Source organism: Syntrophaceae bacterium (assembly GCA_013177795.1).
Lineage (GTDB): Bacteria > Desulfobacterota > Syntrophia > Syntrophales > UBA2192 > UBA2192.
This window is the reverse complement of the sequence record JABLXY010000003.1, coordinates 696,055-719,057: the sequence shown is the minus strand read 5'-3', so window position 1 is coordinate 719,057 and position 23,003 is coordinate 696,055. Positions and strand designations below refer to the sequence as shown.

Sequence of the window (23,003 nt, the reverse complement as noted above, 5' to 3'; positions counted from 1 at the left end):
GAGAAACAGGCAGATAGGCCATTTTGGGACAGCGGGCGGGAAGCCGTCAGGCATCGGCCCCGGCGTCCGGCGAGCCCTGTTCGAGCTTGTACTCGTTGAGCTTGTTCCGCATCGTCCGCACGCTGATCCCGAGGATCTCGGAGGCCTTCGTCTTGTTGCCCCGGACCCTCTTCAGGGTGCTGAAGATGAGATGCTTCTCCATGTCGCGCAGGGTCGTCGCCCCGCCCGCCGGGGACGGCGGCTCGGGACCTGCGGCCCCCGACTCGATCCCGCCTCCGTCGAGGTCGAGGTGATGCGGCTCGAGCGCATCGCCCGGGCACACGAGCACGGCGCGCTCGATGACGTTTTCCAGCTCCCGCACGTTGCCCGGCCAGGGGTAGGCGGCAAGCGCCGCCAGGGTCTCGGGGGTGAGGACCGGCTTTTTCCTGCCGTTCTCGGCTGCGTACTTCGCAAGGAAGTGCCCCGCCAGGGCCGCGATGTCGCCCTTGCGCTCCCGCAGCGGCGGGACGCGGACGGGGATCACGTTGAGCCGGTAGTAGAGGTCTTCCCTGAACTTCTTCTCCCGGATGCACGCCTTGAGGTCCGCGTTGGTCGTCGCGATGATCCGCGCGTCCACGGGGATGGGGTCCTTGCCGCCGAGCCGGTCGATCTCGCACTCCTGGATCACACGCAGGAGCTTCGCCTGCAGCGGCATGTCCATCTCGCTCACCTCGTCGAGCAGAAGCGTCCCGCGGTCGGCCAGCTCGAACTTGCCGATCCGGCGCTGGGCGGCGCCCGTGAAGGCGCCCTTCTCGTAGCCGAACATCTCGCTCTCCAGGAGCGTGTGGGGGATGGCCGCGCAGTTGACGGCAACGAAGGGCTGGTGCCGCCGGGGGCTGTGGTAGTGGATGAACCGGGCCAGCAGCTCCTTGCCCGTCCCGCTCTCGCCCTGGATGAGGACGCTCGAGCGGCTCTTCGCGATGTTCTTGAGAAACTCCAGGAGCTCGGCCATCCGGGCGTCCTCCGTCACGATGGGCCGCTGCGCCGGGCGGGCCGCGCCTCCCGTCTCCTGCACATCTGCGCGGGCGACGTCCGGCTGCAGGCCCCGCTCGAGGACATTCCGAACCACCACTTCGAGATCGTCGAGCGAAAAGGGCTTCATGACGAAGTCCGCCGCGCCCTGCTTCATGGCCTCCACGGCCGTGTTCACGGTCCCGTAGGCGGTGATGACGATGACGGGAGTGTCGGGGGACAGGCCCTTCACGTTCTTCAGCAGCTCCAGCCCGCCCATCTTGGGCATGCGGACGTCCGTGATGACCATCTCGTAGGCCCCCTTGCGGAACTTCGCCAGGGCGTCGGCCCCGTCGGCCGCCGTCTCCACAGGCCAGCCGCAGCTCACGAGGCAGTCCGTGAGCGACGTCCGCATGTAGGGGTCGTCGTCGACGACGAGGATGGGCCTGCACTTCGTGTCCGCTTCCGTCATCTCCGATTCCTATCTTCTTGCCCTATTGCCGCCCCGCCTTCTGCATTCGTTTCCGCGAGCGGCAGGAGGATGGTGAACACGCTCCCGCCCCGCTCCCCGCGCTCCACATCCACGGAGCCGCGGTGCAGGTCGATGATGTTGTGCACGATGGCAAGCCCGAGGCCGCTGCCCCCCTCGCGCGTGCTGAAGAAGGGGTCGAAAATCCGCTTCCGGTCCGCCTCGGGGATCCCCGGACCCGTGTCGGCGATGCGCAGCTCGATCGTCCGCTCCATGCCCGGCGTGAGCGCCGGGTCGCGGTGCAGCCGGGTCTCGAAGGAAAGCTCGCCGCCCCCGCGCATGGCCTGGACGGCGTTGAGAATCATGTTGAGGAGCACCTGCTGCAACAGTTCCCCGTCGGCGCGGACGACGGGCTCGCCGTCGGCCAGGCGCACGTTGAGCCGGATGCCCTCCTTCTCGAGGATCTCGCCGGAGAAACGGAGGATGTCCCGCAGGACGTCGTGCAGGCGCAGGTTGCGAAACTGCGGCTCCGGCTTGCGGGTGAAGAGCAGCAGGTTGGCGATCTTGTTGTCCACGCTGCGCACGGAATGGAGGATGCGGGAAGCCCGGTCCCGGCTCTTCTCGTCGGCAAGGCCCTTCAGGAGCAGCGAGGCCGACAGGGCAATGCTCCCGAGGGGGTTGCGGACCTCGTGGGCGATGTTGGCCGCCATCTCCCCCATGGCGGCGAACTTCTCCGTGCGCTTGGCCATCTCCTCGAGCCTCTCGACCCGGGTCACGTCGAGCAGGATGTGCACCGTCCCCAGCCTGCTGCCGTCCCCGGCGGAAACGGGGGCCGTGAGAACCTCGAGGATGTTCTCCCCGAGGCGGATTTTGCGCTTGCCCGGAATGCCCCGGGCCGGGGGCGCCCCGGTCCCGCCCGTCTCCGGCGACCCGAGAAGGAGTTCGGCGACCCGCGGCCCCGCGGCCCCGGGTTCCGTCCCGGTAAGGCGGACGGCACAGCCGTTCATCCTCGTGATGCGGCCCTGCAGGTCCGTCACGATGACCCCCGTGGTCAGGCTCTCGAGGATGGTCTCGAGCTCGCTGCGGACCTCCTCCTTCTCGGCAAGCAGGCTTTCGAGGCGCCGGTTCTTCTGCTCCAGCTCCCGGTTGAGGCTTTCGAACTTCGTCTCGAGGCTCCGGAAGGCCTCCTGGAGTTTCAGGGTGGCCACGTTGAAGCTCTCGAAGGACCTCTGCAGGACGTCGATCCCGCCGCCGGGGCCTTCCGCCGTCCCGTCCGGCCTGTGCGCATTGCGGTTCAGCATGGGCCCTACTTCGCCTGCAGGTACTTTCGGTACTTCTCCGTCCATGCGGCCTCGGAGAGGGTGTAGTCGATCGTCTTGTTCCAGAAGTCGTCGCCGGTCCGGACCTTCAGCTCCGAGAACACCCGGTTGGCCTCGGCCAGGTTGTTCATCCCCACATAGCTCCTGCCGAGGTGGTAGAGGGTCCAGGGGTTCTGCGCCCCCCCCTGGGCGGCCTCGACGGCCTGCCTGTAGGCTGAGACGGCTTCGGCGTAATTGCGGCTCTGCAGGTGGCAGTCCCCGGAGCCGGCCAGCGCGTCCTGGAGAGCCCTGCCGTGCGCGGCCCTGTCCTTCTCGGCTCGGCGGATGGCCATCTGGAACTGCTGCAGCGCCGACGGGCAGTCATCGCTGAACCGCAGGGCGACGCCGTAGCTGCGGTGCAGGGCGGCCGCGTCGGGCATGTCCGCGGCCGGGACGTCGGCATAGGAGGCCGCCGCTTTCGGGTAGAGCCCCTTCTTCAGGTAGATGTCCCCCTGGAGCCGCTGCATCGCCTGCCTGTCCTCCCGGCCGAGCACCGCCGCCTGCCGGGAGAGCTCCGTCAAAATGCGTTCCGCCTCGTCGGCGTGCCCCCCGCGGAGGCTCACGTCGGCCGCGAGCAGCAGCAGGGCGTTTCGGTTCCCGCCGTCCCGCTCGGTCATCAGCAGGTGGTCGGCCACGCGGCGCGCCTCGCGGTACAGGCCGACCCGCCGCAGGCTGTCGGCGATCCGGTAGCCCGTCGCGAAGTCGACGGACTTCACCCATGCGCCCTCGTAGGCCGACAGGAAGGTATCGGCCACGCGGAGGTAATCCCCCCTGCCGTAGTCCTCGTCGACCATCCTTTCCGTGCTCCCCTTGAGGGTCTGCAGCCCCGCGTCCCGGCACGGGCCGTTCGGGAAGCGCCTGAGCTGTTCAAAGCCGGCCTGGAACGCCTCGCGGTACTGCTTCCGCTGGTACAGGGCATAGGCCTTCTGAAAGAGGATCCGCTCCGCCAGCTCCGGGTTCGGGAGGTCCTTCGCGAGCACCCTGTCGTAGGCCGCAACGGGGTCCAGATAGTTTTCCGCGCCCGCCATGAGGGCCGGGAGCTTCAGCCCGGGGCTCCTGACCCCGATGTTGGCCATGATGACGGCGCTCTCCTTGGCTTCCTTGGTGTCGGGGTACTTCTCGATCACCGCGCTGTAGGCCCGGAGGGCCGATTCGTACTGCTGCATCTCGGTGAGCGAGCGGGCGATCAGGTAGCTCATCTCCTTGCGGAAGGGGTCCTGGGGGTAGAGATTGATCGTGTACGAGAAGACCTCGATGGCGCTGTCGAAGGCGCCCCGCCGGAAATGATGGAACCCCAGGCTCACGAGGGTCTCCCGGGGGATGTCCCGGTAGTCGGGCCAGCGCCTGACGGCCTCTGCGAAGGCCTCGTCGGCCTTCGCCGGGTCCTTCATCTGGCTGTGGCACTCGGCAATCCAGTAAAAACAGGCCTTCGACCGGGGCCCGCCCGCGAACTGACGGATATAGGACCGGAACGTGTCGATGGCCGTGCTGTACTTGCCCTTTCGGTACAGTTCCACCGCTTCGGCGTAGAGGGCCTCGTCTTCCGCAAGGCCGGCACCCGCCCGGCCGCTCTCCGCGCGGGGACGTGCGCCCGCCTCGAAGGGCTCGAACTTGAAGTACTCCGGTTCCGGCAGTCCCGCCGTCACCGAGTCGCCCGCAGCCGACTCCAGCCTCGGGGCGAAGAGAGGGGGTTTCTTTCCCGGCCGGGATGCTCCCGGGGCCGCCGTTTCGATCTTCACCTGGGGGTGGATTTTCGTGTCCTTCAGGGCCGGGGTGTCGGGAGCTTTCGGACCCGCCGGGGCGGCGGGCTCCCGCGCGGCAAGGGCTTTCTTCGGCGCCTCGGCTGCGCGGACGGGCCGGACGGCAAAGAAGCGGATGATCTTCTTCTGCTCGAGCCTTGACCCCTCGCGGGCCGCCTCCTGCGGATCGGCAAAGCGGCCCACGTAGACGCGCACCTTCCCGTCCCTGCCGTCGGGCTTATCGGCGAAGGCCTCGCACCCCTTGCCCTGCAGGAGCCTGACCTGCTCGGCGGCCTTTTCGGCGCTCGCGTAAGAGCCCACGTGAAGGCTGAAGACCTCCGCGCCTCTCCGGGCAGAGGCCGCAGGCGGGTCGAGGGCCAGTAAGAGGAGGAGAGCCAGGCAGGCAAAAAGGCGTTTTTTCATGGTCGCTCCCGTTTTCCGCGGTGCGGGCCGCGCCGGGCACACCACCGCCTGACCGGAAGAAAGCAATGGTTATGCCATGGAAAAGACGGGGCTGGGGGGGATGGGGGCGGGGGCAGGAGGGGTTCAGGCACCGGGCGGCGGCGTGCAGGGGCCGCCGGCAGCGGAAGCAGGGCATGGCGCCCCGTGCGCCCGTCGACCCGATCCACGGAAACTTGAGGGGCTTGTCAAAATATTGACGATCGAAGCCGAAACCCTCGGGCCTGCAGGCGCAAAGCATGAAAAAACCGGGGAGAGCATTCTCCCCGGCGCCCTTTTCGACGGAACAGACGGAATAGACTGAGAAGACGGGACGGGCGTCGCAGCGACGAGGGATGAAGGAACGCCGCAGATGGGCGTTTTTCACAAGCCCGCTAGCTGATGTTGAAGCGCTTGAGCTTTTCGACGAACGTGGTCCGGTTCAGGTTGAGCAGCTTGGCGGCGCGGTTCTTCACCCCGCCCGTCTTCTCCAGGGCCTTGAGGAGGAGGTCCTTTTCGAACTGGTCGACCACCCCGTTGTACTCGATGCCGTCCTCGGGGATGTCGACGACGCTCAGCACCTCGCTCTTGCCCTTCCCGACGCTGAGGATCTTGGGCGGCAGGTCCTCGACCCTGATCATGCCGTCCTCCCGCATGACGACGAGCATCTCGATGAGGTTTTCCAGCTCGCGGACGTTTCCCGGCCAGGAGTAGCGCATCATGTAATTGGTCGCCTCGGGGGTGAGCCCCTTGACGTTCTTCTTCTTGAGCTTGTTGAACTTCTGGAGGAAGTGGTTGACCAGGACGGGGATGTCCATCTTCCGGTCCCGCAGGGGCGGCAGGTAGATGGGGATGACGTTGATGCGGTAGAACAGGTCCTCGCGGAACCGCTTCTCCTGGACGGCCTTCTCGAGGTCCTGGTTCGTGGCGCAGATGATCCGCACGTCGGCGTTGATCGTCTTGACCCCGCCGATGCGCTCGAACTGCTTCTCCTGGATGACGCGCAGGACCTTGACCTGCAGTGCGGGGCTCATGTCCCCGATCTCGTCGAGGAAGATCGTCCCGCCCTGGGCCAGCTCGAAGCGGCCCACCCGGCTCTTGATGGCGCCCGTGAAGGCCCCCTTCTCGTGCCCGAACAGCTCGCTCTCGAGGAGCTCCTCGGGAATGGCGCCGCAGTTGACCGGCACGAGGGGAAAGCTCCGGCGGTCGCTGTTGAAGTGAATGGCCCGGGCGACGAGTTCCTTTCCCGTCCCGCTCTCCCCGTAGATGACGACGGTGCTGTCCGAGGCGGCCACCTTCTCGATGTTGTCGAAGACCTTCCGCATGCTGTCGCTGAAGCCGATGATCTTGCCGAAGTCGTACTTCTTCTTCAGGTGGTCCTTCAGCGCGATGTTCTCTTCCTTGAGCTTGGCGAAGGACAGGGCACGGTCGATGGTGAGCTTGACGATGTCGTCCTTCAGGGGCTTGGTGATGTAGTCGAAGGCGCCCAGCTTCATGGCCTCGACGGCCGAGTTGACCGTGCCGTAGCCCGTGATCATGATGACGATGCTCTCGGGGTTGACCTCCTTGACGAACTTCAGCAAGTGGAGGCCGTCGACGTGGGGCATCTTGAGGTCCGTGATCACGAGGTCGTACTTGTCCTCGATGAAGACGTCCATGGCCTGGCGGCCGTCGCCGACGCCCTTGACCTCGTATCCGTAACTTTTCAACAATTCCGAGAGGTTGTCCCGGCTCAACTCGTTGTCCTCGGCGATGAGGATCCGGATGTTCTTCATTTCCTTCTTGATCTTGCTGTCTGCCATGGCCGGCTCTACTACCGCTCCTCGGGGGTGGGTGTTGTCGGGTGACGGGCGATCCGGACGCCTTCAAAAGCCCCTCCGGCGGGTCGGGCGGTGCCCCGGCCCTGGCAGGGAAGCCCCTGGCGGAGGGATCGTATGTATCGCGTGATCTTAAAGCAACCCGGGATGTTAACAAAATTTTGACATTAGTCAACCAGAATTATCGAGAGTGCCGGGACGGGGGGATCGTGCACCGCGGGGCGGCACAAAGCCCTAAAGTTTTGACCCGCCGGACCGATCTCCATTGTGACAAAACCGTGAGCCCGGCGATGACCATATCGACGTACCAGATCGACAACATCCTCAAGGCCTACAGCCGGCAGAGCAAGGCCGCAGAGAAGCCCGCAGCGTCCGGGGAGGGTCCGAAGACAACCCCGCGGTACGCTGACGTGGTATCGCTCGGCACCGAGCAGCATAAAACGGAGGTCTACGACAGGATCTCCTACAGCCTGATGGACATCCTCCTGAAAGGCAATAAATCCAAATAGAACCCGACGCGATTCGCTGAGCGGGGGACCGACCCGGAGCGGGCTGAACGCCCTTCATCACATGACCCCGGTACGCCTGGTTGGAGACCGCATGTGACCGGCCGTCGCCACTGGAGAAGGCCGCCGCCCCACGACTGCCCCCGGCTGACGCGACGGGATCGACGCGAGGGACGGGATCGCCAGGATGAACGGGATGCAGGCCGCCGGAAACGAGTTCAGGATCATGCCCGTGCCCTCGTCCGTCAAGCGGACGATCCTCGTCGTCGACGACGACCCTTCCGTGCGCAGCCTCATCGTCGAGGCCCTGCGGCAAGGGGGTGAATACATCGCCACCGAGGCCGCCGACGGAAAGGAGGCCCTGGAGGCCCTTCGCTCCAACCTCTACGACCTGGTCATCAGCGACATCCACATGCCCGGCATGAACGGGATGGACCTCCTGGGCCGGATCCGGGAGATCAACCCCTCGATATCCGTCATCCTCATCACCGGCTACCCCTCCATCGGCCTCTCCGTGTCGGCCATGAAGACGGGGGCCGTCGATTTCATCGCGAAGCCCTTCCGGATCGACGAGCTGCTCTACAAGGTCAACATCTACCTGCGGGAAAAGTCCCTGCTGTCGGCCGACGGGATCCTGCACAAGGCCGAGCAGGAGCGGCTGCGCGACAAGGTCCGCCAGATCTCGGCCAAGGGGTTCATCTACGACTTCATCGAGCGGCTCGGGGTGAGCAACGACAACGTCTTCCGCGTCATCGCCGATTTGGCCCTCAAGGTCTCGGGCGGCGAGCACTGCCTGATCCTGCTCTACGACCGGGACACCGGCGAGTTCCTGCCCAAGTTCACCGGCAGCGTCGACAGCGTCCCCCCGCGCCACGCCGTGCCGTGGCCGAAGGATCTGCTGCGGGAGGTCGTCGAGAAGAGGGACGGCGTGCTGTGCAACGTCTCCGGCGCCGACGGCGCGGCGTCCATCCTCTGCGCCCCGCTGACGATCCGCGGCAACGTCTTCGGGATCCTCGGCCTCTGGAAGGGCCGCAACGGGGCCTGCTTCACGGACCAGGACCTGCACGTCATCCTGAGCCTTGCGCGCCGGGCATCGCTGAACCTCGAGAACAAGGTCCTCTACGAGACCCTCTACACGAACATCGCCGAGACCTTCCGGGCGCTGGTGACCTCCATCCAGGCGCGGGACCAGTACACCGAGCGCCACTCCGTGAGCGTGACGGAATTCTCGGTCCGGACGGCGGAGATCATGGCGTGCACGGCCGACGACATCGAGTGTCTCAAGATCGCCGCCATGCTCCACGACATCGGCAAGATCGCGATCCCGGACCACATCCTCCTCAAGCCCGACGAGCTGACGGGGGAGGAGTACGACATCATCAAGAACCACTGCGCGATCGGCGACGACATCCTCACCCCGATCGCCCTGTTCGAGAAGGAGCGCAAGATCATCCGGCACCACCACGAGAACTGGGACGGGTCGGGCTACCCCGACGGCCTGGCGGGCGAGCAGATCCCGCTGCTGTCGCGCATGATCGCCGTGGCCGACGCCTACGACGCCATGACGACCAACCGCCCCTACCGCGCGAGCATGAGCCGCGACGAGGCGGTGGCGGAGCTGCGCCGATACGTCGGCACGCAGTTCGACCCGAGGGTGGTCGAGGCGTTCATCGGCTGCCTGCAGTCGCCCTGTTCGAGCAGCCTTCCCGCCCTCGCGGGCTGAGGGCTCAGAACAGCCCCTTGATCACGTCGAGCGTCTTCTTCATCTTGTCGGTGGTGCTCTCGGGCTTCTGCTCGGCGGGCTGTCTTTCCTTCGTGCGCTCCTCCTGCGTGCCTTCCTGGCCCAGGGGCAGCATCCCCGTCGACTTGTTGCGCAGCTTCACCGCCCAGACGTACTCGTGCGGAATCTTCGGGTCCTTCGGCTTCGGGGGGTACGCGATGTTGAGCTCGTCGCCGTAGCCGATGAACTGCAGCGCGGCGCCGCCGGCGTCCTTGAAAATCCCCCGGGGGATCGCGCAGCGTGTGACCTCGGGCCCCATGACCACCTTCTCCCGGATGAACCGGCTCACGTCGGCGGGCGTGAGATAGCCCATCAGGCCGTACCCCGGTTCCTGCGCATCGCTCGAGGACCAGAGGATCGTCTCGCCCGTCTTCTCGCTGTGGCCGATCGCCGTGGCGAAATACCCGATCGCCGTGGGGATCTTCTTCCACTCGAAGGCGATGCTGTCCGCAAGCCCCCCCTTGACGGACGTGAATTCCACGGGCGCCATGAAGTCGTGCCTCTCGCCGACGGTGAACCGGATGTCGGGGCTGAAGTTCCCGTGCACGAAGTGGCTCCCCACGAGGGAGCTCGACCTCGGCACCTCCCTCTGATCCCTGCGGTTGGGCCACTCCGCATAGGCCCACCCCGCCCTCGGAGACGGGGGAGACAGCACCGTTCCGGTCCGGCCCGCCATGGCTTTCCCGAAGTCGGCCGGGCTCATCTTCTCCGTGTCGAGCACCCGGGGCTGCCCGGGCCTCACCGTCTCGCTGCAGCCCCAGTAAAGAAGCATGCGCGCCTTCGGCTTCTCCGGCTTCTCCGGCTTCCCCTCCTCCGGGCTCTCGCCCCGGACGGGCTTCTCACGCTCGGGGATCAGCAGCGGGAGGGTCTTGCCCATCTCCATGCCGGGGGGAATGTCGTGCGCCGCCTCGGGCGATGCCGGGGGATTCCCGGGTGCGCTGAGCTGCAGCAGGAGCGTCCGCTTCGGGCCGACCCCGGCCACCTTGCCCAGGATCATGCCCTGCAGGCCCGACATCTCCCCCTGGGACATCCCGGGGATCACCATGTTGTGCGTCGCCGCGCTCACCCAGTACAGGGTCAGGGGTTTCTTCGGCTCCGCCGCCGACGCGGGTGACAGGAAACAAACGGTCAACACAGCCGCCACCGCACAGGTTGTCCTGCTCAGAAGGTTCATGATCGGCACCTCCTCGGAAAATTTCTGTTCTAAAGGGTATGGTTGGAGAATCCGAGGGCGGGAATTCGGCCTCCGAGCAATCCAACGTTCTTACCCTCTCACCGTCTTGCCTTCTTCTCAGTGCGCCTCGTCCCAGTTGCGCCCCGCATGGATCTCCACCTTCAGCGGCACGCGCAGCTTCATGACCCCTTCCATCTCGCGCTTCACGAGGGCCATGAGGTCTTTCTTCTCGCCCTCGGGGACTTCGAACACCAGCTCGTCGTGCACCTGCATGATCATGGCCGCCTTCGGGTGGCGCTTCTTGAGGAGGGCGTGCAGGTTGATCATGGCGATCTTGATGAGGTCGGCCGCCGTCCCCTGGATGGGCGCGTTGATGGCCGTGCGCTCGGCGAACTGGCGCAGCGCCGCGTTGGAGCTCGTGATCTCGGGGATGTAGCGCCGGCGGTTCAGCAGGGTGCATACGTACTTGTCGCGGCGCGCATCCTCAAGGATCCCGTCGAGGAATTTCCGGACCCCCTTGTAGCGGTCGAAGTAGCTGTCGATGTATTCCTTCGCCTCGGCCTGGCTGATCCCGAGCTCCTTGGAGAGGCCGAAGGGGCTCATGCCGTAGATCACGCCGAAGTTGATCACCTTGGCGCGCCGGCGCAGCTCGGGGGTGACCATTTCCGGGAACACGCCGAAGAGGGCCGAAGCGGTCCGGGTGTGGATGTCCTCCCCCGACTCGAAGACCTCGATGAGCGCCTCGTCTCCCGAGAGGTGGGCGAGCACGTGCAGCTCGATCTGGGCGTAGTCGGCCGAGACCAGCACGCACCCGTGCGGCGCGACGAAGGCCTGGCGGATCCGCCGGCCCTCGGGGGTGCGGATGGGGATGTTCTGCAGGTTGGGGTTGCTGCTCGAGAGGCGCCCCGTGGCGGTCACGGTCTGGTTGTAGGAGGTGTGGATGCGCCCGGTCTGCGGGTGCACCATCGCCGGCAGGGCGTCGACGTAGGTCGACTTGAGTTTCGCGATGCTCCGGTAGGCCAGGATCTCGGCGGGCAGCTCGTGGGACTGGGCCAGCGTCGTGAGCGTCTCCACGTCGGTGGAGTAGCCTTCCTTGATCTTCCGTCCCTTGGCGAGCTTGAGCTTGTCGAAGAGGATGACCTGGAGCTGCTTGGGCGAGTTGATGTTGAATCGCTCGCCGGCCAGGCTGTAGATCTTCTCCTCGGACCGGGACAGGAGCTCGTCGAACTGGACCGACATCTCCGCGAGCTGCTTGCGGTCGACGAGGACCCCCCGCTGCTCCATGGCGGCCAGCACATGGACCAGCGGCATCTCGACCTTGCTGTAGAGATCCTCCAGGGCCGCCTCCCGGATTTTCCCCGCCACGACGGGGCGGATCCGCAGGGCGGCCTCGGCGCGTTCCCCCGCGTACGGAGCCATGCGCGCGGGCTCCACGTCGGCGGGCGACAGGGCCTTTGCGCCGCTGCCGAGCACCTCCTTCGCCGGGGTGAGCTCGAGGTCGAGAAATTCCCGCGCCGCCTCGGTGATGTCGTGGCTTTTCTTCGAGGGGTTCAGCAGGTAGGAGGCCACCATCGTGTCGTCGCCCGCCCCCCGCAGGGGAATCCCCAGCCGGGCGAGCGCGATGACGGCATTCTTGAGGTCGTGGCCGTGCTTGAGGATCTTCTCGGCGGAAAGAACCGGCGCGAGTTCCTTCAGGGCGTGGTCGCGCCAGGCCGCCTTGCCGGACCCGAGGGGCAAGTAAAAGGATTCCCCCGGCGCGCAGGCCATGCCGAGTCCCACGAGGTCGGCGTACATGGGCAGCTCGGAGGTCAGGACCGGGTAAAGGGCAACGGCCCCGGCCTTTTCGATGCCGCGGATGAGGCCGTGAAGCCCCTCCGCCGTCGAGACGAGATGGGCTTTGCCGTCCGCCTTGCGGTCGCGCACCTCCAGGTCCTGGATGAGCGAGGAGAACTCCAGTTCCTTGAAGAGGGCCTTCAGCGCCTCGCGGTCAGGCCCCTCGTAGCGCGCCTGCTCGAGGTCGAGATCGACGGCGGCATCGGTCCTCACGAGGGCCAGCTCCCGGGAGAGCCTCGCCTGCTGAGCGTGCTCCGTGACGGCCTTGCGGATCCGCTCGTTGCGGATCTTTCCCGCATTGCTCAGCACGCCCTCCAGGGAACCGTAGTCCCGGATCAGCTGGAGCGCCGTCTTGGGCCCCACGCCGGGCACGCCGGGGATGTTGTCCGACGCATCGCCCATGAGGCCGAGCAGCTCGGCCACCCGGTCGGGCCCCACACCGAAGCGCTCCTCCACGCCTGCGGCGTCATAGGTCTTGTCCTTCATCGTGTCGACCATGACGACCCCGTCGGAGACCAGCTGCATGAGGTCCTTGTCGCCCGAGACGATGACCACCTTCACGCCCTCGGCCTCGAACTTCCGGGCCAGGGTGCCGATCACGTCGTCGGCCTCGATGCCCTCGATCTCCAGCAGGGGGATGCGGTAGGCGCGCACGAGGTCCTTGATCACGGCGATCTGGGGCTTCAGGGCGTCGGGCATGGGCTTTCGGTGCGCCTTGTAGTCTTCGAAGGCCTCGTTGCGGAAGGTCGGGCCCTTCGCGTCGAAGACGACGGCGATGTACTCGGGCTTGCGCTCCCGCAGGAGCTTGGAGAGCATGTTGTTGAACCCGTAGACGGCGTTGGTCGGGAAGCCGCGCGAGTTGGTGAGGCCCTGGATGGCGAAGAAGGCGCGGTAGACGTAGTTGCTGCCGTCGACGAGGTAGAGGGTGGGTTTCGGCTTGTCGGTCATGGGAAATTCCTTCCAGCCCTCCGATGCGGTGGTTCTTCCGGCTGGTCAAAAATGCCCGGATGCAAGGCACCCTGTACAGACGGAAGTTAAGAAGCTTTGAAGTTAGGAAGCTCGGAAATGCGAAGACGGTGAATTTGGCTTCAGCCGGTCCAAGCTTCGCAATTTCTCAACTTCCCAGCTTCCCGATTCCGGAGCCATGTGCCTTCGGTCCACCGCCCTCTATAGTTCGAAGGTGGCGTTGATTTTAAAGGTCCTGACCGCCGGCATGCTGATGACGTCCTGCACGCCCGTCCTGCGGCGGATCTCGTCGAGGGCCCCTTCCAGGGCCTCCGCATCCGGCGCGATGAAGGTGAACCAGACGTTGTAGTCGTGCCCCCGGCGGTAGTTGTGGGTCACGCCGGGGTAGCCGTTCACGACCTCCACGAAGGCCCTCATCTTCTCCTCCGGCACCTTCGCGGCGCACAGCGTGCTCGCGTAGCCGAGCCTCCGGGAGTCGAATACCGCGCCGATCCGCCGGATCACGCCTTCGGCCTTGAGCCTGCGCACCCGCTCGATGACCTCGTCGCCCGTCAGTCCCACCTCCTGCCCCACGGCATCGTAGGGCTCGGGAACCAGCGGGAAGCGGGTCTGGAGGATGTTCAGAATTTTCCTGTCGAGGGCGTCCATAAACAAATGGCATCAGGCGTACGGCGAATGGCTAATGGCCGGAAGCAAGAGGCATCGCATTTCTTATGATTCATCTTGCCCTTTCGCCCTGAGCCATTTGCCCTTTGCCTTTCCTTGGTTGATAGACACACAGCGGCTCTTCCGCGAGGTAATCGCCCGTCTTCTCGTAGGCCCGGGCCCGGCAGCCTCCGCAGACGGTGACGAACTCGCAGCGGCCGCACTTGCCGCCGTACTTTCGGAGGTCCCGCAGGTCCCGGAAGATCCTCGAGTCTTTCCAGATCTCCTCGAAGGGCGTCTCCCTGAGCTGCCCGCAGTCGAGCTCGAGGTACCCGCAGGGCTGCACCTGGCCCCGGTGCGAGATGAAGACGAAGGAGCTGCCGCCGAGGCAGCCGCGCGTCATGGCGTGCAGGGGGTTTTCGGGGACGGACTGCGCCGCCCGCTCCTTCTTGCGCTGGTGGTAGATCCGGTAGAAGTGCGGCGCGCAGGTCGCCTTGAGCTGCATGGGGCACGACAGCCCCGCCTCGTAGAACCACTCCAGCGTCTTTTCGTACTCTCCGGCGGAGATGGCCTGGTGGGCCATTTCCTTTCCCCGGCCCGTGGGGACGAGCAGGAAGACGTGATGCGCCGCCGCCCCGAGCCGCTGCGCCAGGGCGAGCAGTTCCTCCACCTGGTCGAGGTTCATGCGCGTGATCGTCGTGTTGACCTGGAATTCGACGCCGGCGCGCTTCAGGGCCTCGATGCCCGAAAGCGCCCCCTGGAAGGCCCCCGGCACCTGCCGGAACGCGTCGTGCCGCTCGGCATCCGCGCCGTCGAGGCTGATGCTCACCCGCCGGATACCGGCCTCGCGGATCTTCCGCGCCGTGGCATCGTCCACGAGGGTGCCGTTTGTGGCCATGACCATCCGGAGGCCCTTCGCGTCGCCGTAGGCCGCGATCTCGAAGATGTCGGGGCGAAGAAGCGGCTCGCCCCCGGTGAGGATGATGACCGGTTGGCTGAAGGCCGCGATCTCGTCGAGAAGCCGCAGGCAGCGCTCCGTCTCCAGTTCCCCCTCGTAGGGTCCGTGGACCGACGAGGCACGGCAGTGCACGCAGGCGAGGTTGCAGCTGCGCGTCACCTCCCAGGCAACCATGCGCAGCGTGCCGGGCAGGACCATGCGGTCCACGCGGGGGCTCGTCGAACCGGGTTGACCCGATCTCTGTCTTTCTTCCGGCTTCATGTAATCACGAATCTGGAGTGGTGGAATACTGGAATGTTGGAATGATGAGCTTATTTGTCACACCCATTATTTCCATGATTCCATCACTCCATGATTCCAGCTTTTACTTTTGCAGCACCCTCGCCGCCTCCGGCGCGAAGTAGGTCAGGATGATGTCGGCGCCGGCGCGCTTGATCGCCGTGAGCGCCTCCATCATGGCCCGCTCGCCGTCGATCCAGCCCATCTGGGCCGCCGCCTTGATCATCGCGAACTCGCCGCTCACGTTGTAAGCGGCAACGGGGTGGTCGAACTCCTCCCGGGCCCGCCGGATGATGTCGAGGTAGGGCAGCGCCGGCTTGACCATGATGATGTCTGCCCCTTCCTCGATGTCGAGCCCGATCTCGCGGACGGCCTCGTCGCTGTTGGCCGGGTCCATCTGGTAGCCCTTGCGGTCGCCGAACCGCGGGGCACTCTCGGCGGCCTCGCGGAAGGGCCCGTAGAAGCACGAGGCGTACTTGGCCGAGTAGGCCATGATCGGCGTGTTCTCGAAGCCCGCCTCGTCGAGGCCGTCGCGGATGGCCTCGATCTGGCCGTCCATCATCGCCGAGGGGGCCACGATGTCGGCCCCGGCCTTCGCCTGCGAGACGGCCGTCTCGGCCAGCATCTCCAGCGTGGCGTCGTTGTCCACGTCGCCGTCCTTCAGGCACCCGCAGTGGCCGTGGCTCGTGTACTCGCAGAAGCACAGGTCGGTGATGACGAGGATGTCGGGCACCTTGTCCTTGATCTCCTTGACGGCCCGCTGGATGATCCCGTCCTTCCGAAAGGCGCCCGTGGCGTTCTCATCCTTCTCGTCGGGGATGCCGAAGAGCAGGACGGCCGGGATGCCCAGGTCCCTCGACTGCTTCACCTCCTTGAGCAGGTGGTCGACGGACATCTGGAAGTTGCCGGGCATGGATTGGATGGGCTTCTTCACGCCCTTGCCCGGGACGACGAAGAGCGGGTGGACGAGATCGTCGACCGAGAGCTTCGTCTCGCGGATGAGCCTGCGCAGATTCTCGTTTTGCCTCATGCGCCGGGGACGGTATGCGGGGAAAAACATGGGTGCCTCCTTCAACTGGGCATTCGACGTTGGGCATGGGGCGCCAGGCTGCAGGAAACGGCCTTGATTCTTTCCCGATGCCTGGAGCCTGATGCCTGACGCCTATTTCTTGATTTCGTCATCCGTCAGGTAACACGCCGGGTCCGCCGCCCAGGCATCGCCCGTGACGGCCTCGGCCCGTGCCCGGAAGTTGCCGCCGCAGACATCGAGCCAGCGGCAGGTCGCGCAGCGGCCCTTGACGTGGGGCTTCTTGTCCTTCATCTTCGCGAGCAGCTCGTTCGACGTGTCGAGCCAGATCTCGCTGAAGGGCCTTTCCTTGACGTTGCCGAAGGAGTGGACCCTCCAGAACTGGTCGGGGTGGACCTCGCCGTCCCAGCTCACGCAGCCGATCCCGTGCCCCGAGCTGTTGCCCTCGTTCATCCGGAGCAGCTCCAGGACCTCGGCGGCCCGCCGGGGGTCCTCGCGGAGGAGCCTCAGGTACACGTAGGGGCCGTCGGCGTGGTTGTCCACGGTGAGCACCTCCTTCTCGATGCCCCGGTCGAAGAGGTCCTTCGTGCGGTCCATGATCAGGTCGACCACCTGCCGTGTTTCCCCGTGGGTGAGGTCCTCCTCGATGAGGGCCGAGCCGCGGCCCGAGTACACGAGGTGATAGAAGCAGACGCGCGGGATGTTCTCCTTCTCGATCAGGTCGAAGATGCCGGGGATCTCCTTCCAGTTCTTGCGGCTCACGGTGAAGCGGATGCCCACCTTGATGCCCGCGTCGCGGGCGTTGCGGATGCCGCGCAGCGTCCTGTCGAAGGCCCCCTTGACGCCCCGGAAGCGGTCGTGCACCTCCCGCAGGCCGTCGAGGCTCACGCCGATGTACGACAGGCCGATGTCGCTGAAGACCCGGGCCAGCTTTTTCGTGATGAGGGTGCCGTTCGTGGAGATGACGACGCGCATCCCCCTGTCCACGGCGTACTGCGCCAGCTCGGGCAGGTCGGGACGCATGAGGGGCTCACCGCCCGAGAGCAGGAGCACGGGCGAGCCGAAGGCGGCCAGGTCGTCGATGAGCCGCTTGCCCTCCCCGGTCGTCAGCTCGTCGCTGTAGAGGATGTTCTGCGAGTTCGAGTAGCAGTGGACGCACTTGAGGTTGCAGCGCCGGGTGGCGTTCCAGACGACGACGGGCCGCTTGTCGCTGGAGAACTGCAGCAGGTGCGAGGGGAGCCTCGCCGAGTGGCGCCCGTAGCGCAGGACGTCGGCGGCCTCCACGGCCCCGCAGTACAGTTTCGATATCCCGATCATTCATCACTTCCTTGAAAAATACTCGACCAGCGCCTTCACCATCCCGGGGATGGTGAACGTCTCCTGGTAGATATCCACCGTGAAGCCGTGCCTTGTCGCCGCGGCGGCCGTGACGGGGCCGATGCAGGCGATGCGGACCTTTTCGGGCAGGGCCTCATCACCCATGATAAGCTTGAAATTAGCCACCGTCGATGGGCTTGTAAAGGTCACGACGTCCACCCGGCCCGCGTCGAGCAGCGCCTGCAGCTCCTCCCTGCGGCTCTCGGAGCGAACCGTCCGGTAAACGGTCACCACGTCCACCGCGGCCCCCATTTTCGCGAGCCCCTCGGGGATGACGTCCCTCGCCTCGGCTGCGCGGGGCAGCAGAACCCGCCTGCCCTGGAGGTCCACGCTTGCGAAGGCCCGGACGACGCCCTCGGAGATGTACTCGCCGGGCACGAGGTCCACGCGGATGCCCAGGCCCTCGACGGCCGCCGCCGTGGCCGGCCCGATCGTGCAGACGCGGACCCCTTTCAGATCCCGGATGTCCCCGCCCATCGCGCGGAGCCTCGCGAAGAAATGCTTCACGCCGTTTGCGCTCGTGAAGACGACCCAGTCGTACCCGCCCAGACCCGCAAGGGCCCGGTCGACATCGTCCCACCTCTCGGGAGGGGCGATGCGGATCGTGGGGAAGAGGATCGCCTGCGCGCCCTCGGCGGCGAGCAGCCGGGCGAACTCCCCCGCCTGCTCCTCGGGCCTCGTGACGACGATGCCCTTGCCGAAGAGGGGCCTCGCCTCGAACCAGTCGAGCTTCGGCCGCAGCGCGACCACCTCGCCCACCACGAGGATCGACGGCGGCGTGAATCCCTCCTTTTTCGCCTTTGCCGCGATGTCGGCCAGCGTCCCGGTGAGCGTCTGCTGCCCGGGGGTCGTCCCCCAGCGGATCAGGGCCGCGGGCGTTTCGGGTGCCTTGCCGCCCTCGACGAGGTTCCGCGCGATGTTCGCGAGGTTCTTGACCCCCATGAGGAAGACGAGGGTGCCGATGCCGGCGAGCGCCGCCCAGTCGATGTCGCTCTTTTCCTTCGTAGGGTCCTCGTGCCCCGTCACGAAGGCCACCGTCGAGGTGTACCCCCGGTGCGTCAGCGGGATGCCCGCGAAGGCCGGCACCGCGATGGCCGACGTCACGCCCGGGACGACCTCGAAGGGGATCCCGGCCTCCCGGAGCACCTCGGCCTCCTCGCCCCCGCGGCCGAAGATGAACGGGTCCCCGCCCTTGAGGCGGGCAACGGTCAGGCCCTTGAGGGCCTCGTCGACGAGGATCCGGTTGATCTCGCCCTGGGGGAGCGTGTGATCGCCGCCTTTCTTGCCCACGTAGATGAGGCGGGCGTCCTTCCGGGCATGGCGGAGGATCTCCTCGTTCGCGAGGTAGTCGTAGACGACGGCATCGGCCTGCGCGATGCACTCGATGCCGCGCAGCGTGATCAGGCCGGGGTCCCCGGGGCCCGCACCGATGATGAACACCTTACCTTTTTCTGTCAAATCGGTCTCCCAATCTTTCGTGCCGGCAATCGAGTCAACGTTTCGCGGACCGGGCGGCAGGCGACAGGTTACAGGCGGCAGGACGGTCCTGTTCCCTTCCTCTACGAAAGCCGCCTGTAGACCTCGTCGATGATCTGCCGGCCCCCTGCGGCCAGGATCCGCTCCGCCAGGATTCGGCCCATCTGCTCCGCCTCGGCGGCGGGCCCGCGGACGCGGTCCTTGACGAGCATCCGGCCGTCGAGGCTCCCCACGAGTCCCGTCACGGTGATCGAGTCCTTCTCGACCTTCCCGTAGGCCGCGATGGGGACCTGGCAGCCCGCGCCGAATACGGCCAGGAAGGCCCGCTCGGCGCTCACCTCGGTGAAGGTCCGCTCGTGGTTGAGCACGGAGACGATCTCCCCGACATCCTCGCCGCGGCGCACCTCGACCCCGAGGGCCCCCTGCCCGATGGCGGGCGTCATGATCTCCGGGGGGATGAACTGCGAGGCGCGGTCCTGCCAGCCCATGCGCTTCAGGCCCGCCGCCGCCACGATGATCCCGTCGAGGTTGTCCCGCTCGATTTTCTTGATCCGCGTGTCGAGGTTGCCGCGGATGGGGACGATCTCCACGTCCATGTAGATGTTCTTCAGCTGGCAGCCCCTCCGCAGGGATCCCGTGCCGATGCGGGCCCCCTGGGGAATCCGCTCCAGCTTGAAGTTCCCCCTCGAGATGAGGACATCCCGCGGGTCCTCCCGCTCGAGCATCGCCGCGATCTCCAGGCCTTCCGGCAGGAGGGCCGGCACGTCCTTCATGCTGTGGATCGCCAGGTCGATGCGCCGCTCGAGGAGCGCCTCCTCGAGTTCCTTCACGAAGACCCCCTTGCCGCCGATCCGGGCGAGCGCCACGTCCTGCATCCTGTCGCCCGTCGTCTTGATCACGTGGACGTCCAGGGTGAGGCCCGGGCGGCGCCGCCGAAGCTCCTCCATGACGATGCCCGCCTGCTTGAGGGCCAGCGGGCTTCCCCGCGTCCCGACTTTCAGTACCCGTCCGATGGTGCCTTCTCCCTTACGCGTTGATTCTCCAGCGCCGACCATGGGTCCACCGTCTCAAGCCCTCCGGCAATCAGAGGGTAAGAGGGTTTGAGGTTAAGAAGGTTGGACAAGCATCCAGCATGCGATGACTCCCGCCATATCCAACCTTCTTACCTTCTTACCTTCTTACCTTCTTACCTTCTTACCTTCTCACCTTCTCACCTTCCCCGTCCGCAGAACGATCCGGACCATCCTCCGGTTCTGAAACATCCTCGGAGCCGAGTCTGAACAATTTCCGGATGGCCGCCACGTAGGGCATCGCCCCGTTGGTCTGGCTCTCCTCCTTGAGCCCCGTGACGGGGTCGTGAAGGATCTTGTTGATGATCTGCGTCGCGAGGATCTCGATGTTCCTCCGGTCCTCCTCCGAGAGGGTCCTCAGCCACGACCCCGACCTCTCCATCTCGGCGCGCATGATCGACTCCACCTTCTCCCGCAGCGACACGATCGTGGGAACCACCTCGAGGGTGTTGTACCACTCGGCGAACTTCAGGACCTCCTCATCGATGATCCCCTCGGCCTTCTCGGCCTCCTGGAGGCGGTTGCGCACGTTCTCGTCGACCACCCCTTGCAGATCGTCGATGTTGAAGAGGTAGACGTTGTCGATCCGGCCCACCTCGGGGTCCACGTCTCGCGGCACGGCGATGTCGATGATGAAGAGCAGGCGGTTCTTCCGGCGCCTGAGCGCGCCCTGGACCATCGCCGGGGTGAGGATGTAGCCCGCGGCGCCCGTGGAGCTGATGACGATGTCGGCCTCCCGGAGCTTCTCCTCGAGCTGGTCGAAGCCCACCGGGACCCCGTGGATCTCCTCGGCGACCTGCACGGCCCGCGCGTAGGTGCGGTTGGCCACGATGACGCTCCCCGCCCCGTTGCTGACCAGGTGCCGCGCGGCAAGCTCCGACATCTCTCCTGCGCCCACGAGCAGCACCGTCCTGCCCTCCAGGCTCCCCAGGATCTTCTTCGCCATCTCCACGGCGGCGAAGCCCACCGAGACGGCGTTGCTCGCGATGGCCGTCTCCGTCCGCACGCGCTTGGCCGTGCGGAAGGCATGGTGGAGCAGCTTGTTGAGGATGATCCCCGAGGCCTTCTGCTCCACGCAGCTGCGGTAGGCATCCTTGACCTGCCCGAGGATCTGGGGCTCGCCCATGACCATGGAGTCCAGGCTCGAGGCGACCCGGAAGAGGTGGCGCACGGCGTCGCCGCCGCAATAGACGTAGAGGCACTTCTCCAGCTCCTCGGCGGCGAGGTTGCCGTGCCGGAGGATGAAGGACTTCACCCGGGCGATGGCCTCTTCCATGTCCTCGGCCCGTACGAGGACCTCGACACGGTTGCACGTCGAGAGGTAGAGGACCTCCTTGACGGCCGGCGACTTGAGGAGCTCCTCGTGCGGGCGCAGGCCGTCGCCCCAGGAAAACGAGAGACGCTCCCGGATCTCCAGCGGCGCCGTCTTGTGGTTCATGCCGACGAGGATGACGTTCATATGAAAAATCACTTCCCTCCACCCTTCGGGATCCCTCGCCTCTCCGAGGGAGAGGGACGGGGTGAGGGGGACAATTCCTGCTTCCTCACGTGAACCTGTGCACCGTGCTCATGAAGTTCACGCCGATGAACGCCGAGATGAGCACGACGAGGGCGGCGATGGACAGCACGGCGATCTTCCGCCCTTTCCACCCGATGGCGAGCCGCTGATGCAGCAGAAAGGCGTAGATGCACCACACGGCAAAGGACCAGACCGTCTTGGGGTCCGAAACCCAGTTGCTCCCGCCCCAGGCCGATGCGGCCCAGACGGACCCGGCGATGAGACCCAGGGTGAGCAGGGGGAACCCCCACAGGAGTCCCGCGTGATTGATCCGGTCCAGATCCCCCAGCGACGGCAGGTAGCGGGCCAGGCGCCCCATGCGGCGCCGGCGGATCTGGCGGTCCTGGATGCAGTACATGACCCCCGCGAGCGAGGCGAGGGCGAAGAGCCCCTGGCCGAGGATCGAGAGCGTGACGTGGATCGGCACCAGCCTGCCCTGCAGGGCGTCGGGGATGGCCATGGTCCCCTCGACGCCCAGCGACGCAACCATCATGAGCAGCGCGGCGAACGGTGCCACGATGGCCCCGAGAACCCTCGTCTTGGTCCGCACCTGGAAGGCGAGATAGGCGCCCGAGACGATCCAGGCGAAGAGGGAGGCGGCCTCGAAGACGTTCACGGCCACGTTGAACCCCCTCTCGGCGCAGACGCCCAGGAAATGGACGGCGTGGAGCGCCGCGGCAAGGCCGAGCACCCACGTGGCGATCCTGGCCACCATGACGCGCCGGGCCACGAGAGACGCGAGGTAGCCCGCCGTTGCCGCCAGGTAGGCCGCCAGGGCCGCTTTGAAAAACAGTGCCTCCATCATCTGCCCCTGTTTTCAGGACCCTTCCCGCCGGGCCGCCTGCGGCCGGCGCCCTTGCCTTTTTTCACCGAGCCCGAACCCGCAATCGTCCGGAGGTCGATGGTCACGCCGGCGAGGTTCCTCACCGTCTCCTCGACCTTGCGCCAGTGTCCCCTGCGGATGCGCTCGAGGATGTCGGATTCCACGAGGGCCTCGAAGATCTTCCGGTTCTCGTCCGGCCCCTCCCCGCGCTCGATGACGCGGCCGCGGACCTCGCCCAGGAGCCTCAGGAGCACCCCGTACTCGGGCCCGTAGCGCTCCTCGAGCTCCTTCCGGAGCTTCTTGGCCAGGGCCGGGCTCCTGCCCCCCGTCGCGACGGTGATCACCAGGTCCCCCTGCCGGCACAGGGCGGGCAGGATGAAGTCGCAGCGCTCCGGGTCATCGACGATGTTGGCCAGGACCCCCCGACGGCGCGCGTCGCGGAAGATCCGGTCATTGACCGCACGGTCGTCCGTCGCCCCGATCACGAGAAAGGCGCCGTCGAGCTGGGCCTCGCCGTAATCTTCCGCCACGTGGCTCACGCGGCCCGCACGCACGAGCCGTTTGAGGGCCGGCGTGAGCTTCTTTCCCACGACGGTCACACGGGCACCGCACTCGAGGAGGCGCTCCGTCTTGCGCTGCCCCACCTCGCCGCCGCCGACGACGAGACAGCGCCGATTGAGGATGTCGAGGCCGACCGGGTAATATCGCATGAAACCTGCA

General features: G+C 66.2%; 17 protein-coding genes. 2 read left to right on the top strand and 15 right to left on the bottom strand.

Going from position 1 to position 23,003, the window contains the following annotated elements:
- Positions 1 to 46: 46 nt before the first annotated feature.
- The 4 genes from HPY67_13270 to HPY67_13255 all read right to left on the bottom strand — a co-directional run bounded on the left by HPY67_13270 (position 47) and on the right by HPY67_13255 (position 6,769).
- Positions 47 to 1,462, bottom strand: coding sequence for a sigma-54-dependent Fis family transcriptional regulator (locus tag HPY67_13270; protein NPV05694.1), 1,416 nt, complete (start codon positions 1,460 to 1,462; stop codon positions 47 to 49).
- Positions 1,459 to 2,760: a PAS domain-containing protein gene (locus HPY67_13265; GenBank protein NPV05693.1), complete on the bottom strand. Its 1,302-nt coding sequence runs from the start codon at positions 2,758 to 2,760 to the stop codon at positions 1,459 to 1,461. The genes HPY67_13270 and HPY67_13265 overlap by 4 nt, the downstream gene beginning before the upstream one ends.
- A 5-nt stretch (positions 2,761 to 2,765) precedes the next feature.
- Positions 2,766 to 4,979, bottom strand: a complete 2,214-nt coding sequence (locus tag HPY67_13260) for a tetratricopeptide repeat protein (protein NPV05692.1) — start codon at positions 4,977 to 4,979, stop codon at positions 2,766 to 2,768.
- Between the two features lie 410 nt (positions 4,980 to 5,389).
- Positions 5,390 to 6,769: a sigma-54-dependent Fis family transcriptional regulator gene (locus HPY67_13255; protein NPV05691.1), complete on the bottom strand. Its 1,380-nt coding sequence runs from the start codon at positions 6,767 to 6,769 to the stop codon at positions 5,390 to 5,392.
- 332 nt (positions 6,770 to 7,101) lie between these two features.
- Here HPY67_13255 and HPY67_13250 point away from each other — a divergent pair, with 332 nt between their 5' ends.
- Together HPY67_13250 and HPY67_13245 are read left to right on the top strand one after the other, a co-directional pair.
- Positions 7,102 to 7,320, top strand: coding sequence for a hypothetical protein (locus HPY67_13250; GenBank protein NPV05690.1), 219 nt, complete (start codon positions 7,102 to 7,104; stop codon positions 7,318 to 7,320).
- Between the two features lie 193 nt (positions 7,321 to 7,513).
- Positions 7,514 to 9,040, top strand: coding sequence for a response regulator (locus HPY67_13245; GenBank protein NPV05689.1), 1,527 nt, complete (start codon positions 7,514 to 7,516; stop codon positions 9,038 to 9,040).
- A 4-nt stretch (positions 9,041 to 9,044) separates the two neighbouring features.
- On the opposite strand, the gene HPY67_13240 is transcribed toward HPY67_13245, so the two are convergent.
- The 11 genes from HPY67_13240 to HPY67_13190 form a co-directional block, all read right to left on the bottom strand.
- On the bottom strand, positions 9,045 to 10,271 hold the full coding sequence (locus tag HPY67_13240; GenBank protein ID NPV05688.1) for a hypothetical protein: 1,227 nt from the start codon (positions 10,269 to 10,271) through the stop codon (positions 9,045 to 9,047).
- A 117-nt stretch (positions 10,272 to 10,388) separates the two neighbouring features.
- The gene (gene polA, locus HPY67_13235) at positions 10,389 to 13,052 is read right to left on the bottom strand and encodes a DNA polymerase I (GenBank protein ID NPV05687.1); all 2,664 of its coding nucleotides are present in this window, start codon (positions 13,050 to 13,052) and stop codon (positions 10,389 to 10,391) included.
- A 219-nt stretch (positions 13,053 to 13,271) separates the two neighbouring features.
- The gene (locus HPY67_13230) at positions 13,272 to 13,718 is read right to left on the bottom strand and encodes an Lrp/AsnC family transcriptional regulator (protein ID NPV05686.1); all 447 of its coding nucleotides are present in this window, start codon (positions 13,716 to 13,718) and stop codon (positions 13,272 to 13,274) included.
- 70 nt (positions 13,719 to 13,788) lie between these two features.
- The gene (ahbD, locus tag HPY67_13225) at positions 13,789 to 14,871 is read right to left on the bottom strand and encodes a heme b synthase (protein ID NPV05685.1); all 1,083 of its coding nucleotides are present in this window, start codon (positions 14,869 to 14,871) and stop codon (positions 13,789 to 13,791) included.
- A 166-nt stretch (positions 14,872 to 15,037) separates the two neighbouring features.
- Positions 15,038 to 16,012, bottom strand: coding sequence for a porphobilinogen synthase (gene hemB, locus HPY67_13220; GenBank protein NPV05684.1), 975 nt, complete (start codon positions 16,010 to 16,012; stop codon positions 15,038 to 15,040).
- Positions 16,013 to 16,114: 102 nt separating this feature from the next.
- A complete protein-coding gene (ahbC, locus tag HPY67_13215) occupies positions 16,115 to 17,296 on the bottom strand; it encodes a 12,18-didecarboxysiroheme deacetylase (GenBank protein ID NPV05683.1) in 1,182 nt (393 codons plus the stop codon).
- Between the two features lie 3 nt (positions 17,297 to 17,299).
- Positions 17,300 to 18,814 carry a uroporphyrinogen-III C-methyltransferase gene (cobA, locus tag HPY67_13210; protein ID NPV05682.1) on the bottom strand — a complete coding sequence of 505 codons (1,515 nt, stop codon included), beginning with the start codon at positions 18,812 to 18,814 and terminating at the stop codon, positions 17,300 to 17,302.
- 101 nt (positions 18,815 to 18,915) lie between these two features.
- On the bottom strand, positions 18,916 to 19,887 hold the full coding sequence (gene hemC / locus HPY67_13205; GenBank protein ID NPV05681.1) for a hydroxymethylbilane synthase: 972 nt from the start codon (positions 19,885 to 19,887) through the stop codon (positions 18,916 to 18,918).
- A gap of 139 nt (positions 19,888 to 20,026) precedes the next feature.
- Positions 20,027 to 21,361 carry a glutamyl-tRNA reductase gene (locus tag HPY67_13200; GenBank protein NPV05680.1) on the bottom strand — a complete coding sequence of 445 codons (1,335 nt, stop codon included), beginning with the start codon at positions 21,359 to 21,361 and terminating at the stop codon, positions 20,027 to 20,029.
- Positions 21,362 to 21,446: 85 nt separating this feature from the next.
- On the bottom strand, positions 21,447 to 22,262 hold the full coding sequence (ccsA, locus tag HPY67_13195) for a cytochrome c biogenesis protein CcsA (protein ID NPV05679.1): 816 nt from the start codon (positions 22,260 to 22,262) through the stop codon (positions 21,447 to 21,449).
- Positions 22,262 to 22,993, bottom strand: a complete 732-nt coding sequence (locus tag HPY67_13190; GenBank protein NPV05678.1) for a bifunctional precorrin-2 dehydrogenase/sirohydrochlorin ferrochelatase — start codon at positions 22,991 to 22,993, stop codon at positions 22,262 to 22,264. Before HPY67_13190 ends, ccsA begins: the two co-directional genes overlap by 1 nt.
- Positions 22,994 to 23,003: the final 10 nt, after the last annotated feature.

Coding starts and splice junctions, on each gene's coding strand:
- HPY67_13240 (NPV05688.1), bottom strand. CDS start 10,271: ATGAACCTTCTGAGCAGGACAACCTGTGCGGTGGCGGCTGTGTTGACC.
- polA (NPV05687.1), bottom strand. CDS start 13,052: ATGACCGACAAGCCGAAACCCACCCTCTACCTCGTCGACGGCAGCAAC.
- ahbC (NPV05683.1), bottom strand. CDS start 17,296: ATGATCGGGATATCGAAACTGTACTGCGGGGCCGTGGAGGCCGCCGAC.
- HPY67_13260 (NPV05692.1), bottom strand. CDS start 4,979: ATGAAAAAACGCCTTTTTGCCTGCCTGGCTCTCCTCCTCTTACTGGCC.
- HPY67_13245 (NPV05689.1), top strand. CDS start 7,514: ATGCAGGCCGCCGGAAACGAGTTCAGGATCATGCCCGTGCCCTCGTCC.
- HPY67_13230 (NPV05686.1), bottom strand. CDS start 13,718: ATGGACGCCCTCGACAGGAAAATTCTGAACATCCTCCAGACCCGCTTC.
- HPY67_13270 (NPV05694.1), bottom strand. CDS start 1,462: ATGACGGAAGCGGACACGAAGTGCAGGCCCATCCTCGTCGTCGACGAC.
- HPY67_13190 (NPV05678.1), bottom strand. CDS start 22,993: ATGCGATATTACCCGGTCGGCCTCGACATCCTCAATCGGCGCTGTCTC.
- HPY67_13250 (NPV05690.1), top strand. CDS start 7,102: ATGACCATATCGACGTACCAGATCGACAACATCCTCAAGGCCTACAGC.
- ahbD (NPV05685.1), bottom strand. CDS start 14,871: ATGGTCCTGCCCGGCACGCTGCGCATGGTTGCCTGGGAGGTGACGCGC.
- hemC (NPV05681.1), bottom strand. CDS start 19,887: ATGGTCGGCGCTGGAGAATCAACGCGTAAGGGAGAAGGCACCATCGGA.
- HPY67_13255 (NPV05691.1), bottom strand. CDS start 6,769: ATGAAGAACATCCGGATCCTCATCGCCGAGGACAACGAGTTGAGCCGG.
- HPY67_13200 (NPV05680.1), bottom strand. CDS start 21,361: ATGAACGTCATCCTCGTCGGCATGAACCACAAGACGGCGCCGCTGGAG.
- HPY67_13265 (NPV05693.1), bottom strand. CDS start 2,760: ATGCTGAACCGCAATGCGCACAGGCCGGACGGGACGGCGGAAGGCCCC.
- ccsA (NPV05679.1), bottom strand. CDS start 22,262: ATGGAGGCACTGTTTTTCAAAGCGGCCCTGGCGGCCTACCTGGCGGCA.
- hemB (NPV05684.1), bottom strand. CDS start 16,012: ATGTTTTTCCCCGCATACCGTCCCCGGCGCATGAGGCAAAACGAGAAT.